The sequence below is a fragment of the Streptomyces sp. CC228A genome (assembly GCF_021390935.1).
GTDB lineage: Bacteria > Actinomycetota > Actinomycetes > Streptomycetales > Streptomycetaceae > Streptomyces.
The window spans coordinates 856,926-870,511 of record NZ_JAJPUI010000001.1 but is presented as its reverse complement, the minus strand read 5'-3'; the positions used below and the strand labels follow the sequence as shown (position 1 = coordinate 870,511).

Annotated in this window: 11 protein-coding genes and 1 pseudogene; 8 read left to right on the top strand and 4 right to left on the bottom strand. The window is 73.0% G+C overall.

From position 1 onward, the window contains the following. The first annotated feature begins 82 nt into the window (after positions 1–82). Positions 83–1,373 (top strand): annotated as a pseudogene (locus tag L6E17_RS03860) (CynX/NimT family MFS transporter). Between the two features lie 17 nt (positions 1,374–1,390). Continuing rightward, complete coding sequence (locus L6E17_RS30390) at positions 1,391–1,513, top strand: SGM_5486 family transporter-associated protein (protein WP_268984698.1); 123 nt, start codon at positions 1,391–1,393, stop codon at positions 1,511–1,513. Positions 1,514–1,821: 308 nt separating this feature from the next. On the opposite strand, the gene L6E17_RS03855 is transcribed toward L6E17_RS30390, so the two are convergent. Continuing rightward, positions 1,822–3,402 carry an IS1182 family transposase gene (locus tag L6E17_RS03855; RefSeq protein WP_236239647.1) on the bottom strand — a complete coding sequence of 527 codons (1,581 nt, stop codon included), beginning with the start codon at positions 3,400–3,402 and terminating at the stop codon, positions 1,822–1,824. Between the two features lie 181 nt (positions 3,403–3,583). Between L6E17_RS03855 and L6E17_RS03850 the strand changes: the two genes are divergently transcribed. Both L6E17_RS03850 and L6E17_RS03845 read left to right on the top strand, forming a co-directional pair. Next, positions 3,584–3,853: a hypothetical protein gene (locus tag L6E17_RS03850; RefSeq protein WP_374108982.1), complete on the top strand. Its 270-nt coding sequence runs from the start codon at positions 3,584–3,586 to the stop codon at positions 3,851–3,853. Then, positions 3,850–4,368, top strand: coding sequence for a histidine phosphatase family protein (locus L6E17_RS03845; protein WP_236239318.1), 519 nt, complete (start codon positions 3,850–3,852; stop codon positions 4,366–4,368). Before L6E17_RS03850 ends, L6E17_RS03845 begins: the two co-directional genes overlap by 4 nt. 100 nt (positions 4,369–4,468) lie before the next feature. Here L6E17_RS03845 and serB read toward each other — a convergent pair whose 3' ends face one another. Beyond that, positions 4,469–5,674: a phosphoserine phosphatase SerB gene (serB, locus tag L6E17_RS03840; RefSeq protein WP_236239317.1), complete on the bottom strand. Its 1,206-nt coding sequence runs from the start codon at positions 5,672–5,674 to the stop codon at positions 4,469–4,471. Positions 5,675–6,301: 627 nt separating this feature from the next. Between serB and L6E17_RS03835 the strand changes: the two genes are divergently transcribed. Then, positions 6,302–8,845 (top strand): FHA domain-containing protein, encoded by a 2,544-nt coding sequence (locus tag L6E17_RS03835; protein ID WP_236239316.1) that lies wholly within the window; start codon positions 6,302–6,304, stop codon positions 8,843–8,845. Positions 8,846–8,944: 99 nt separating this feature from the next. Here the strand turns inward: L6E17_RS03835 and L6E17_RS03830 are convergent, their stop codons facing one another. Further along, positions 8,945–9,724, bottom strand: a complete 780-nt coding sequence (locus tag L6E17_RS03830; RefSeq protein WP_236239315.1) for a transglycosylase SLT domain-containing protein — start codon at positions 9,722–9,724, stop codon at positions 8,945–8,947. Between the two features lie 441 nt (positions 9,725–10,165). On the opposite strand from L6E17_RS03830, the gene L6E17_RS03825 reads away from it, so the two are divergent. The 3 genes from L6E17_RS03825 (at position 10,166) to L6E17_RS03815 (ending at position 12,380) form a co-directional block, all read left to right on the top strand. After that, complete coding sequence (locus L6E17_RS03825; RefSeq protein ID WP_236239314.1) at positions 10,166–11,311, top strand: GAF domain-containing sensor histidine kinase; 1,146 nt, start codon at positions 10,166–10,168, stop codon at positions 11,309–11,311. Beyond that, on the top strand, positions 11,304–11,951 hold the full coding sequence (locus L6E17_RS03820) for a response regulator transcription factor (protein WP_236239313.1): 648 nt from the start codon (positions 11,304–11,306) through the stop codon (positions 11,949–11,951). The genes L6E17_RS03825 and L6E17_RS03820 overlap by 8 nt, the downstream gene beginning before the upstream one ends. A gap of 183 nt (positions 11,952–12,134) precedes the next feature. Further along, positions 12,135–12,380: a chaplin gene (locus L6E17_RS03815; protein ID WP_236239312.1), complete on the top strand. Its 246-nt coding sequence runs from the start codon at positions 12,135–12,137 to the stop codon at positions 12,378–12,380. A gap of 264 nt (positions 12,381–12,644) precedes the next feature. On the opposite strand, the gene L6E17_RS03810 is transcribed toward L6E17_RS03815, so the two are convergent. Further along, positions 12,645–13,433 carry a hypothetical protein gene (locus L6E17_RS03810; protein ID WP_236239311.1) on the bottom strand — a complete coding sequence of 263 codons (789 nt, stop codon included), beginning with the start codon at positions 13,431–13,433 and terminating at the stop codon, positions 12,645–12,647. Positions 13,434–13,586: the final 153 nt, after the last annotated feature.

Genomic DNA, 13,586 nt, shown 5'->3' with positions numbered 1-13,586 from the left:
TCCTGGTCCTCTCCTCGTCGGCCTTGCCGCGACGTCGTTCACGATTGGACAACCAATCATCCCATGATTCTATGATGGTGTTATGTCCGACGACCTCCAGACCCGCACCCTCACGCCCCCAGCATCCCCCGCATCCCCCCGCCAGGAGGAGCAGCCCCCGGTTCCCCGGTGGCTCCGCCGCCTCCTCGTCGTCGGACTCGTCCTCGCCGCGCTCAACCTCCGGCCCGCCATCACCAGCCTCGGCGCCCTCCTCGAAGAGGTCCGCACCGGCCTCCACATGAGCGGCAGCGCCGCCGGCCTGCTGACGGCCGTGCCGCCGCTGTGCTTCGCCCTGTTCGGCATCGCGGCACCCCGGCTGGCCCGCCGCTTCGGGCCCGCCGCCGTGGTCTGGGCCGGCATGGCCGCCATCGCGGCCGGCCTCCTCGTACGGCCCTTCGCGGGCGGCACCGCCGGGTTCCTCGCGGCCAGCGCCCTCGCCCTCATGGGCATCGCCCTCAGCAACGTCCTGATGCCCGTCATCGTCAAGCGGTACTTCCCCGACCGCGTCGGCACCATGACCGGCCTCTACTCCATGGCCCTCGCCCTCGGCACATCCCTCGCGGCCGCCGCCACCGTCCCGCTGACCACCGCCCTGGGCGGCGGCTGGCGCACCGGCCTCGGCCTGTGGGCGGTCCTCGCCGTCCTCGCCGTGCTGCCGTGGACCGCCGTCGTACGCGCCCGCGGCGGCCGCCCGCGGCCCCCGGCACCGACCGGGGCCGGGGACCGGACGCCCCGCCCCGCGGGCCGCCACGGGACCGCGGATCGCCCGCAGCCGCACCGCCTGGGCCCTCGCCTGCTTCTTCGGCCTCCAGGCCACCGGCGCGTACATCACCATGGGCTGGTTGCCGCAGATCTTCCGCGACGCCGGGGTCCCCGCGGGCACCGCCGGCCTGCTGCTGGCCGTCACCATGGCCATGGGCGTCCCGCTCGCCTTCGTCATCCCCCGGGTGGCCGGCCGGATGCGGCAGCAGGGCCCCCTCGTCGTCCTGCTCGGCCTGAGCGGCCTCGTCGGCTACGCCGGCCTGTACGCCGCGCCCGCGGCCGGGGCGTGGCTGTGGGTGCTGCTCCTCGGCCTCTCCAACTGCGCCTTCCCGCTGGCCCTCACCATGATCGGAATGCGGGCGCGGAGCGGCCCGGGCGTGGTGCGGCTCTCCGCGTTCGCCCAGAGCGTCGGCTACCTCGTCTCCGTGCCCGGCCCCCTCCTGGTCGGTGCCCTCTACCAGCACAGCGGCGGCTGGGACGTGCCCCTGCTGCTGATGATGGGGCTGCTCCTGCCGCAGATGGCCGCGGGCATCCTCGCAGGGCGGGACCGGACGGTCGAGGACGAGAGCTGAGATGCGAGACTGGTGCCATGCAGCCTGTGCTCGACCCGAACCCCAAGAACGGCCAGAAGAAGCTCCTCGCCGTCTTCGGCGCCATGCTCGCCATCGGCGCGGTCATCTCCGTCATCGCCACCTTCGCGGCACCCTCCTGACCCCGGCGGCCGCGCGGCGGGCGCGGCCGTGGGACCTCGCACCGCCCGGTGACCGGCGGGGAGGGCGGCCTGCGCGGCCGACCGTGTGACCTGCGGGGCGGTGGGGCGGTGGGGCGGTGGGCGCGTGCGGCGCGCCTCGTGAGCGGCCCGCCTCGTGAGCGGCGCGCCACCTGCCTCCGTCGCCGTGCGCCGGCGCGGTCCGCGCTGCCTCCCCGGCGTGCCGCGCGGCGGGCGCGGCCCTACCCCTAGAAGGCCGATGAAGATCTTGTTGGGGGGCTGTCCGGCCGTAGGCCGGGCGGCCCTTTGGTCTATGTGGTGGTGGGGGTGAGGGTCCAGGTGGTGCCGGTGTGGGTGAGTCCGAGGTTGATGAGGCGGCGGAGGTTGAGGGCGGCTGCCCGGTTGTGGAGCCAGGTGTTGTTCTTGAGGACGCCTCGGTAGGGGACGCGGCGGTTGCCTTTGGCGACGAGCCAGGCGATGGCGCGTTCGACGGGTGGTCGCCAGCGGCGGTACTCGTCCTGCCATTCCTGGCTGGTGGCGGCCTGGTCCCGGGCGGTTTTGAGGAGGTCGTACTGGGGATGGACGCTGAAGACGCGTCCGGTCTTGGACCTGGTGCAGCGTTCGCGCAAAGGGCAATCGAGGCAGAGTTTTTTGAACTGGGCCTGGCGGTTGCCGCCCGAGAGGGGGCGGCCGAGGGCTTTGGTGTGGCCGGCCGGGCAGGTGACGTGGCCGGCCTGGGTGTCGACGTGGAAGTCGTCGGTCGTGAAGCCGCCGGGGATGGCCTGCCGCAGGGGCGGGGGCTTGATCACGAGGGTGTGGCCGTCGGCTTCGAGGGCTTCGCGGAGTTCGCCGGTTCCGTAGGCGGTGTCACCGAGGACGGTCAGGTCCTGGTCCTCGTCGGCGAGGAGGTCTTGGGCGACGGCGGCCTCGTGGTTGCCGGCTCCGCTGCCGGCGGTGAGAGCGACCTCGGTGAACAGTCCCGCCTCGGGCTCGAACGCGGCATGCGCACGGAAGCCCTCCTGGTGGCGGGTCCGGTTCTTGTGGATGTGCCGGGCCTCGGGATCAACCGTGGAAACCACGCGGTCGGGTGCGGTCCCCCGGGTGATGCGCCAGCGTCCGTCACGGCCGTCGGACTCCTGGGCCGGTTCGACGTCCTGGCCTGCGACCAGGGCCAGCAGGCCGGCCGCGTTCGCGGCCTTCTCGCCGAGTTCCTGTTCGGGCAGGTGGCCCAGCAGCCGCAGTGCGTCACCGACGAGGGCGTCCACCAGGTCCGCCCTGGCCTGCCGGTCGTTCCAGGCGATCCTCGGTTTGCCAGGGTCGCTGTAGTCGTGGGCGGTGCACTGCACGGCCGCGGCAGGTCCGGCGCCGGGGACCTCACGGATCACCGCCCGCACGGCGGAGATCAGCTGGGTGACGGTGTCCTGGGTGGCCACCGCGTCATCGAGGACGGTGGAGTCCAGTGCCCGCCGGTGCTTTCCCTTCAGCACGCCGGTGGCCTTCACGACCTCGCGCACCGCCTCGAAGACCCGGTTCGGGCAAGCCGAGCGGGCCAGACGACGGCGGAAGTAGGCCAGCAGCGAAGGATCGAACGCCATATCGTGCAAGCCGAGCCCGCACGCGGCCTTCCACCGCAGGTCACAGCGTAATTCCTGGACCGTCTCGAAGTCCGACATCCCATGCAGGGCCTGCAGCGTGATCGCCGCGGCCAGGACCTGCGGAGGCATCGACGGACGGCCGTTCGCCGACGGATACATGTCCTCGAACATCACCGCGGGAAACAGCTGCCCACGATGCTCGGCCAGGAACGCGAAGACACTCCCAGCCGGGATCAACTCCCGGCAGGTCTCCCACACATCCGGCCCGATCGTCTCCCCAACCCACTCCCCTTGCACCACAAGACGAGTCTGGCCCCGCCGCTGACGCGGCGAGGCCAGAACCCAACATTTTCAGCAGTCTTCTAGGGGGCGCGGGTCAGGGTCGAGTGGGTGTCCCACCTGATGGGCCGGGCCCCGGCCGCTCCGTAGCGTGAGGGCATCCCGAAGCCACGATCCCGCGACGACGACGGAGGCCGCCATGACGACGGAGGGGTCCGGTACGGTCCGCACCCGCACCACGGGCACGCAGGCGGTCCGCCTGCCGTGGTGGGCGCTGACCCTGCCCGCGGTGGCCTTCACCGCGCTCCTCCTGCTCGTCGCAGGGCCCGGTCAGGCACAGGCGTCGCCGGGACGCACCCCGGCGGTCGGCCGCATCCTCGAACACCTCCAGCAGACCTTCGTACGCGTCCAGGGACCCCTCAAACACCCTGCGCCACAAGGTCCGTTTCATGCGAAGCTGGGGTCATGAGCGTCGACACACCCCGCAGGATCGTGCTCCTCCGGCACGCGAAGGCCGAATGGTCCCAGGACTCCGACCACGAGCGACCGCTCGCCGACCGCGGCCGCAAGGACGCGCCCGTGGCCGGCCGCTGGCTCGCCGGGACCGGCATCACCCCCGACCTGACCCTGTGCTCGACCGCCGTCCGCACCCGGGAGACCTGGAAGCTCGTGGTGCCCGAGCTGCCGGAGCGCCCCAGGACCGTGTACGACGAGCGGATCTACGAGGCATCCCTCGGCGAGCTCATCGCCGTGCTCAACGAGCAGTCCGACGAGGTCCGGGACCTCCTGCTGGTGGGCCACAACCCCGGCGTGCACGCACTCGCCGACGCCCTGTCCGGAGAGGCCGAGGACGACCTGCTCGCGCGGATGAACCGGGGCGGCTTCCCCACCTCCGCGATCGCGGTCGTCGCGTTCGACGGCTCCTGGAAGTCCGTGGAGCACGGCGTGGGCAGGCTCACCGCCTACTGGGCGCCGCACATGTGACGCCCGCCCGCCGCCCGGTGCCGTCATGACGAGGCCCGGGCACCCGCCCCGCCGGGGAAGGGTGCCCGGGCCCCGCCGCTCGCGGTGACCGCCGCAAAGGTCAGTCGGCCTCGGTGTCCGCCGCCTCGACCTCCTCGCGCGTGACGCCGAGCAGATAGAGCACGGTGTCGAGGAACGGCACGTTCACCGCGGTGTGCGCCGCCTGCCGGACCACGGGCTTCGCGTTGAAGGCGACCCCGAGCCCGGCGGTGTTCAGCATGTCCAGGTCGTTGGCGCCGTCGCCGATCGCGACCGTCTGGGCGAGCGGCACACCCGCCTCCGAGGCGAAGCGGCGCAGCAGCCGCGCCTTGCCCGCCCGGTCCACGATCTCCCCGGTGACCCGCCCCGTCAGCTTGCCGTCCACGATCTCCAGCGTGTTCGCCGAGGCGAAGTCCAGCCCGAGCCGCACCTTCAGGTCGTCCGTGACCTGCGTGAACCCGCCGGACACCACACCCACCTGGTAGCCGAGCCGCTTCAGCGTACGGATGAGGGTGCGGGCACCCGGCGTCAGCCGCACCTCCGCCCGCACCTTGTCGACCACCGACGCGTCGAGCCCCGCCAGCAGCGCCACACGCGCGTGCAGGGACTGCTCGAAGTCCAGCTCGCCGCGCATCGCCGCCGCGGTGACCTCCGCGACCTTGTCCTCGCAGCCCGCGTGCGCCGCGAACAGCTCGATGACCTCGTCCTGGATGAGCGTGGAGTCGACGTCCATGACGACCAGCCGCTGCGCCCGCCGGTGCAGGCCGGCGGCGACCACGGCGACGTCCACGCCGATCTCGTGCGCCTCGGTGGCGAGGGCGGTCCGCAGCGGCTCGGTCTCGACACCGGACACCGCGAACTCGACCGCCGTGACCGGGTACTTCGCCAGCCGGAAGATGCGGTCGATGTTGGCGCCCGCCTTGGTGATGGTGGCCGCTATGGCGGCGGTGTTCTCCGCGGTCAGCGGGTGGCCCAGCACCGTCACGTGGGAGCGCCCGTGGCCGCGGGGCCGGTTGTCGCCGGTGCCCGAGATGATCTCGGCCTGGAGCTTCAGGGACTCGGCCCAGCTGTGCACGGTGGCCCGCAGCTCACCCTCAGCGCCCGCGGCCGGCTCGGTGACCAGCGCGCACAGGACGATGCGGCCGCGGGTGACGACCTGCTCGATGTCCACGACATCGACGGCGAACGCGGCAAGGGTGTCGAAGAGCCCGGCGGTGATGCCGGGGCGGTCCTTCCCGAAGATCTTGACGAGAAGGGTGGGGACGTCGGAGGTCGGTGATGCGCTCATGGTGCTTCCACCGTATCGGCCCCGCCCCCGCCCCATCGCCCCCGTCCCGCCCAGCGGACACACCCGCCCCACGGGCGGAGCGCCCGCGCCTCCTCGGCCCGGAGAGCCTCCGCACACCCCGGCAGCCGCGCCGGCCGCCCCCGGGTACGTGCATGAGCCTGCCCGTGTCCGGCGGCGGCGCCGAGCCGGCCCGCTCGGGGCGGCGGCCGCCCGGTCGGGGGTGGCGGTGGCCCGGTCGGGGGTGGCGGTGGCCGTGCCATGCCGGCCTCCGGGGGTGCGCGCGGCCCGGCCCCCGTCCGGCGCCGGCCGCGCCGCGACGGACGTCAGGGCACGCACGGGCCGGACCGGTCGAGCAGGACGGCGGCCGCGACGCACGGGCGGCCTTCCGGTGCGTGCACGAGCCGCCCAGGCCCGTACGGGGAAGCACCCGGCAGGGGCGGACGCCCGCAACCGGCACAGGCGAAGGCCGCGCCCGGCGGCCGCCGCGGGGGTGCCCGCGGAGGTCTGCCCGCGGTCTTCACACAGCCCGACTTTCGGATCAGGACCCGGTCCTGAAATAGTTCCTCCTCGATGTTCGCCATCCCTAGACCTCCGCGACAGCGACGGGGGTGCATCGGGGGACAAGTAGTGGGGCATGGAGTGCCGGAACTCGTACTGCAACTGAACGGAAGGACCTGGACCCTTGATCCGTCCAGGTCGTACACACTGGGGCGCGACCCGCAGGGGGACGTGGTCATCGACGACGCCAGGGTCTCCTGGCGGCACGCCACACTGAGCTGGAACGGCCGGAGTTGGGTCATCGAGGACCACGGCTCCACCAACGGCACCTACGCCCAGGGCCAGCGCCTCCACCAGCTGGAGGTCGCCCCGGGCGGCGCCGTGCACCTCGGCAACGCCACCGACGGGCCGCGGCTGGATTTCACCGCTTCCCAGGCCGCCGCGGCCGCGCCCGGCGCGTACAACGCCCAGGCCGCCGCCCAGGGGCACGCCCCGGCCGCGCAGCCGGGATGGCCCGGCGGGCAGCCGCACCAGGCGCCGGCGCCGCAGCAGCACCAGCACCAGGTGCATCAGCAGCCGCAGGCCGCCCAGCCGCACCACCAGGCGCAGATCCCGCACCAGCAGGCGGCGCCCGCCGGTGCGGGTGCCGCGCCGGTGCACGGCGACCGGAGCCCGACCACCTTCCACCAGCTCGCGCTGGGCCGCGTCATGCGCATCGGCCGCGCCCTGGAGAACGAACTGGTCGTCTCCGACCTCCAGGTCTCCCGGCACCACGCCGAGTTCACCGCGCACCCCGACGGCCGCTTCGAGCTGCGGGACCTGGGCTCGCACAACGGCACGTACGTCAACGGCCAGCCGATCGCCAAGTCCGGCACCGTCGTCATCGGCCCCAACGACATCGTCGGTGTCGGCCACTCGACGTTCCGCATCGTCGGCGACCGGCTGGAGGAGTTCGTCGACACGGGCGACGTCTCCTTCTCCGCCCGCCACCTCACCGTCACCGTCGACGGCGGCAAGCAGATTCTCAAGGACGTCTCCTTCGGCGTCCCGGAGAAGTCGCTCATCGGCGTCATCGGCCCGTCCGGCTCCGGGAAGTCGACGCTCCTCAAGGCGCTCACCGGCTACCGCCCCGCCGACCAGGGCGACGTGCTCTACGACAACCGCAGCCTGTACAAGCAGTTCGCCGAGCTCCGCCAGCGGATCGGCCTGGTGCCGCAGGACGACATCCTCCACAAGGAGCTGACCGTCCAGAAGGCGCTGCGCTACGCGGCCAAGCTGCGCTTCCCCGGCGACACCGCCGAGGCCGAGCGCGAGGCCCGCATCGACGAGGTGCTGCGCGAGCTCAAGCTGGACATCCACAAGGAGAAGAAGGTCACCTCCCTCTCCGGCGGCCAGCGCAAGCGCGTCTCCGTGGCCCTGGAGCTGCTGACCAAGCCGTCGCTGATCTTCCTGGACGAGCCGACCTCCGGCCTCGACCCGGGCATGGACCGCGACGTCATGCAGCTGCTGCGCGGGCTCGCCGACGACGGCCGCACGGTCCTCGTCGTCACCCACTCCGTCGCCGAGCTCGGGCTCTGCGACAAGCTGCTCGTCATGGCCCCCGGCGGTTCCGTGGCGTACTTCGGCCCGCCGGACGAGGCACTGAACTTCTTCGGCTACGAGACGTGGGCCGACGTCTTCTCCGCGTTCGAGAACTACCGCGACTACGACTGGGCCGGCCGCTGGAAGGGCTCGCAGCACTACCAGCTGTACGCCGCCGACATCGACGCCGTCGCCGCGCAGCCGGTCCAGATGCCGGTGCAGTCCGCAGCCCGGCCGCCCAAGCCGCAGAGCTGGGGCGCCCAGCTCTGGACGCTGATCCGCCGCTACGTGTCCGTGATCGCCTCCGACCGGGGCTTCCTGGCGCTGATGGTGATCCTGCCTGCGGTCCTCGGCGCCGTCTCCGTCGTCATCCCCGCCAAGTTCGGGCTCGCGCCGCCCACCCCGCCCTCCCGGTTCAACGGCGCCGCGGGCACGATCATGCTGATCCTCGCGGTCGGCATGTGCTTCTCGGGCGCCGCGAACTCGGTACGGGAACTGATCAAGGAACGGGTCATCTACGAACGGGAGCGGGCCACCGGCCTGTCCCGCTCCGCGTACCTGATGTCCAAGGTGATCGTCCTGGGCGTCATCACCGCCCTCCAGGGCGTCATCATCTGCGCCATCGGCTTCATCCCGCGCGAGATGCCCGCCGAGGGACTGCTCATGCCGCCGGCCGTCGAGCTGTGCATCGTCGTCACCGCCCTGGGCATCACCTCGATGATGGTGGGCCTCGTCATCTCCTCGCTGGTCAAGACCGCCGAGAAGACCATGCCGCTGCTGGTCATGTTCGCGATCGTGCAGGTCGTGTTCACCGGCATCCTGTTCCAGGTGTACAGCTCGCCGGGCCTGGAGCAGTTCGCCTGGCTCATGCCGTCCCGCTGGGGCCTCGCCGGCGCCGCCACGACGCTGGACCTGTCGCACCTGATGGTGCCGTGGGACCCGAAGAACCCCACCGACCTGGACCCGCTGTGGGAGCACAGCGCGGGCCAGTGGGGCCTGAACGTCACGGTGCTGCTGGTCATGTCCGCGGTGCTGGGCGTGCTGGTCGCGCGGCTGCTGAGGCGCCACGAGCCCGAGGTCATGCGCAAGTAGCGCGCACACCGCGGCGTCCGCCGCGACGACACCGAGGGCGGCACCCCGCACGGGGTGCCGCCCTTCGGCGTGTCAGGAGGATCCCGGGGAGGCCGCCGGTCAGTAGGGGCCGTTGACGTTGTCGATCGAGCCGTACCGGTCCGCGGCGTAGTTCGCGGCGGCGCAGATGTTGGCGACCGGGTCGTACTGGCTCTTCTTGGTGCCCGGGCAGTGGTAGTGGTCGAAGGTCGGCTTGATGACCTGGAGCAGACCGATCGACGGGACACCGTTCTGGGCGTTGATGTCCCAGTTGTTGATCGCGCTCGGGTTGCCGCTGGACTCCCGCATGATGTTGCGGTGCAGCCCGTGGTAGCTGCCCGGGATGCCCTGCTTCTTCATGATGTCCATGGCCTCGCGGATCCAGCCGTCGAGGTTGTTCGCGTAGACCGGCTTGCGGGCGGCGGCGCGGCTGGCGGCGGCCTTGGCGGCGGCCCGCTTCTTGGCCTCGGCCTCCGCCTTCGCCTTGGCCTTGGCCTCGGCGGCGGCCTTGGCCTTGGCGGCCGCCTTCGCCTTGGCGGCGGCTTCCGCCTCGGCCTTGGCCTTGGCGGCCGCGGCTTCCGCCTTGGCCTTGGCGGCGGCCTCGGCCTTCGCCTTGGCCTCGGCGGCGGCCTTCAGCTCGATCGTGGACTGCTGGCCCTCGACGCTCTGCTGCAGCTCGGCGATGGCGTAGCCGTTCCAGGCGGCCGGAGCGGCGGCCACCTCGCGGACCTCGGCCTCGGAGGCCTCGGCGGGCACCAGCGAGAAGGTGACGGCGGCGGCGCCCACGGCGGCGACGCCGGCCAGGGACAGCTTGTGGTTCTTCTTGAGACGGCTGAGGCCGGGGATGCTGGACGGGGACATGCGGTCGTACCTCTTCGAATCGCGGAAGTCGCACGCCGGGCGGCGCGGCGCCTGCTGGCGGGCAACGTCGGCAATTCTTAGCGGCGGCAAAATCGGCTGGCAAAGCTGTGACGTACGACCCCGGGTAGTGGATCAGCGCCCTCCCGCGAGTCCGAAGGGACGGTCGACCCACCCGCCCCACCAGCCTTGATCCCGTCCTTACGGCGGCTACTAGCCCCCTTCGTAAGTGACCTGGGTCCTATGCGCGGGCTCACATCGGCCGCGTAACGGTCTCACCATGCGTTGCCACCGCAATGCACACGGTGAAGGGCCCTCCCGTGTCCGGCACGGGGACGGCTCCACGGCCCGCCGCACGGGCGGCGCGGGCCTAGGACCTGCGACGCATCCTCCGCCGTCCACAGGCGGATACGGACGGTCACCCCCCGTGGGTAACGTGAACGCATGACCGACCGACCGCGCTCGGGCCTCGCCGCCGTGAGCACCGCCCTGCTGGAGATGAGCAGACAGCTGGAGGTCCGCGACGTCCTCAAGACGATCGTCGTCTCCGCGCGCGAGCTCCTCGACGCCGAATACGCCGCCCTCGGCGTCCCCGACGACCACGGGGGCTTCGCCCAGTTCGTCGTCGACGGGGTCAGCGAGGAGCAGTGGCGCGCCATCGGCCCGCTGCCCCGCCAGCACGGCATCCTCGCGGCGATGCTCCACAACGAGAAGCCCGAGCGCCTCGCCGACGTCCGCGACGACCCCCGCTTCGAGGGCTGGCCCTCCGCCCACCCCGACATGTCCGACTTCCTCGGCCTGCCCGTGCGGGACGGCGACGAGACCATCGCCGCCCTGTTCCTCGCCAACAAGCGCAGCCCCGCACCCGACGGTGGCTGCGGCTTCACCGCCCAGGACGAGGAACTGCTCGGCATCCTCGCCCAGCACGCCGCCATCGCCCTGACCAACGCCCGCCTGTACGAGCGCAGCCGCGAGCTCACCATCGCCGAGGAGCGCTCCCGCCTGGCCCACGAGCTGCACGACGCCGTCAGCCAGAAGCTCTTCTCCCTCCGCCTCACCGCCCAGGCCGCCACCCGGCTCGTCGACCGGGACCCCGCCCGCGCCAAGGGCGAGCTCCAGCAGATCGCCGCCCTCGCCGCCGAGGCCGCGGACGAGCTCCGCGCCGCCGTCGTCGAGCTGCGCCCCGCCGCACTCGACGAGGACGGCCTCGTCCACACCCTCCGCAGCCACGTCCAGGTCCTCGACCGCGCCCACACCGCGCGCGTCACCTTCCACGCCGGGGTGCTGCGGGCCCTGCCCGCCGCCCAGGAGGAGGCGGTGCTGCGCGTCGCGCAGGAGGCCCTCCACAACGCGCTGCGCCACTCCGGGGCCGAGCACGTCGCCGTACGGCTCACCCGCCTGGGGCACGGCGCGCTGCTCACCGTCACCGACGACGGCCGCGGCTTCGACCCGGGCGCCGTCCACCGGGCGGGACGCCACCTCGGCCTGGTCTCCATGCGGGACCGCGCCGGAGGGGTCGGCGGCAGACTCACCGTCCACGCGGCGCCCGGCGAGGGCACCACGATCGAAATGGAGGTCCCCGGTGGCTGACACGGTCATCCGGGTCCTGCTGGTCGACGACCACCAGGTCGTCCGCCGCGGACTGCGCACGTTCCTGGAGGTCCAGGACGACATAGAAGTGGTCGGTGAGGCCGCCGACGGAGCCGACGGCGTCGCCCGCGCCGAGGAGCTGCGCCCCGACGTCGTCCTCATGGACGTGAAGATGCCCGGCACCGACGGCATCGAGGCCCTGAGGAACCTGCGGGAGCGCGGCAACCCGGCCCGCGTGCTCGTCGTCACCAGCTTCACCGAGCAGCGCACCGTCGTCCCCGCCCTGCGCGCGGGCGCCGCCGGGTACGTCTACAAGGACATCGACCCCGACGCGCTCGCCGGGGCGATCCGCTCGGTCCACGCGGGCCACGTCCTCCTGCAGCCGGAGGTGGCCGGGGCCCTGCTCGCCCAGGAGGAGAACGGCAGCGGGGCCGGCGGGCGCGGAAGCTCCCTGACGGAGCGGGAGCGCGAGGTCCTCGGCCTGATCGCGGACGGGCGCTCCAACCGGGAGATCGCCCGCGCCCTCGTCCTGTCCGAGAAGACCGTCAAGACCCACGTGTCGAACATCCTGATGAAGCTGGACCTCGCGGACCGCACGCAGGCCGCGCTCTGGGCCGTACGCCACGGCCTCACCAGCTGAAACACGGACACCGGGGAGGCGCACCGGCACCACACGACGGTAGGACGAGAGGGTTGTCGTGCCATCGAAGATTCATACCGTCGGGTGGATGTCACCCGGACGGCGCAACCTCGGGGGAGGGCGGCCGTTCTCCATGGCGACGCTGCGGCGATTGCCGCAGTGATGGCTAGGAGGAATTTTCCAGTGAAGAACCTGAAGAAGGCCGCTGCTGTCACCATGGTCGCCGGTGGGCTGGTGGCCGCCGCCGCAGGTGCCGCTTCCGCCACCGGTGGTGCGCACGCCGACGGTGCGGCCGTCACCTCCCCGGGCGTGGGCTCCGGCAACCTGATCCAGGCCCCCGTGAACGTCCCGGTGAACGTCAGCGGCAACACCGCGACCGTCATCGGCGCCCTGAACCCGGCCTACGGGAACGCCTCCGTCAACCACTGACGGCTCCCCGCAGGACCCCGCGCCCCCCAGGCCCCACCTGGGGGGCGCACCCCTGTCCGCCTCGGCGATCAGCTCGGCCGCCTCGCGGCGCCGGAGCGCCACGGCACAGCCCGGCTGCCCCCTCCGCCCCCACCCGCCCCTCCCCGAAGTCCGCACGCCGCCCCCACCCGCCGCCGACCGGCGCCCGGTCCGCCCGCGTACCGCACGCCGCCCGGCCGAGCCCGGCCGCCGAACACCCGCCCCCTGACCCCGCCGCCCCGGCGCTCAGGAGCGCCCGCGCTCCAGCTCCTCCACGTACGCGTTGAACGCAGCCACCTGCGCCCGCCGCGCCACCCGCTCCACCGGGTGCAGGGCCGCCGCCCGCGCCGCCATCTCCGACGCGCTCACCGCGCCCCCGTGGCCGCCCTCGAACGCCAACCGCATCAGCAGCCCCACCCGCTGCGCCAGCTCCAGCACCCGCACCGCGCGCCCCGGATACCCCGGCGCCAGCAGCTCCCGCCCCGCGTGCGCCCGCGCCCGGTAGGCGTCCAGCGCGGCCTCCGCCACCGGCCCCGACCCCGCCACGTTCAGCCGCGTCAGCACCACCGTCGCCTCCCGCAGCGCCTCCGCCAGCTCCCGCTCCGCCTCACCGAGCGACGGCACGTCCGCCGGCGGCGCCTCCCGCACCGGCAGGCAGTGCCACACCACCTCCACGTGCAGGTCCCCGGCCGGCCCCGCCTCGGTCACCTCCGGTACGAGGCCGAACCCCGCCCCGTACCCGACGACCGCCTCCTGAGCCTCCAGCGCCCGCGCGTTGAACTCCGGAGGCCCGCTCAACCCCAGCGGGTGCCCCGGCGCCGGCAGCGCCACCCGCCACCCCGCGACCCCCAGCGACCGCAGCCGCCCCAGCGCCAGCGTGAGCCCGACCGGCCCCGCCTCCCCCGGCACGCCCTCCACCCGGTGCACCGCGTCGTCCCCGACGACCGCGACCACCGCCTCGTCGGGCGACACCAACCCGGCCAGCAGGGCGTTCCCCCATGCGGCCAACCGTCCTGATCGTGGTTCCGAAAGCATGCCCCCACCCTAGGTACCAGGCACCTCCGCGTACGGCCCCGGTCATGGGTGGCGTAGGTTTTCCCTGGGAACCCGCACCCACCGCACAGCGCTGCGCGACGCCGCAGCGACCGGGCACGGGCAACGACGACGAAGACTCGACCGCAAGGGGAG

Excerpts from the sequence above, each read along its gene's own strand:
- L6E17_RS30390 (WP_268984698.1), top strand. The coding sequence starts at position 1,391 with ATGCAGCCTGTGCTCGACCCGAACCCCAAGAACGGCCAGAAGAAGCTC.
- L6E17_RS03850 (WP_374108982.1), top strand. The coding sequence starts at position 3,584 with ATGACGACGGAGGGGTCCGGTACGGTCCGCACCCGCACCACGGGCACG.
- L6E17_RS03845 (WP_236239318.1), top strand. The coding sequence starts at position 3,850 with ATGAGCGTCGACACACCCCGCAGGATCGTGCTCCTCCGGCACGCGAAG.
- serB (WP_236239317.1), bottom strand. The coding sequence starts at position 5,674 with ATGAGCGCATCACCGACCTCCGACGTCCCCACCCTTCTCGTCAAGATC.
- L6E17_RS03830 (WP_236239315.1), bottom strand. The coding sequence starts at position 9,724 with ATGTCCCCGTCCAGCATCCCCGGCCTCAGCCGTCTCAAGAAGAACCAC.
- L6E17_RS03825 (WP_236239314.1), top strand. The coding sequence starts at position 10,166 with ATGACCGACCGACCGCGCTCGGGCCTCGCCGCCGTGAGCACCGCCCTG.
- L6E17_RS03810 (WP_236239311.1), bottom strand. The coding sequence starts at position 13,433 with ATGCTTTCGGAACCACGATCAGGACGGTTGGCCGCATGGGGGAACGCC.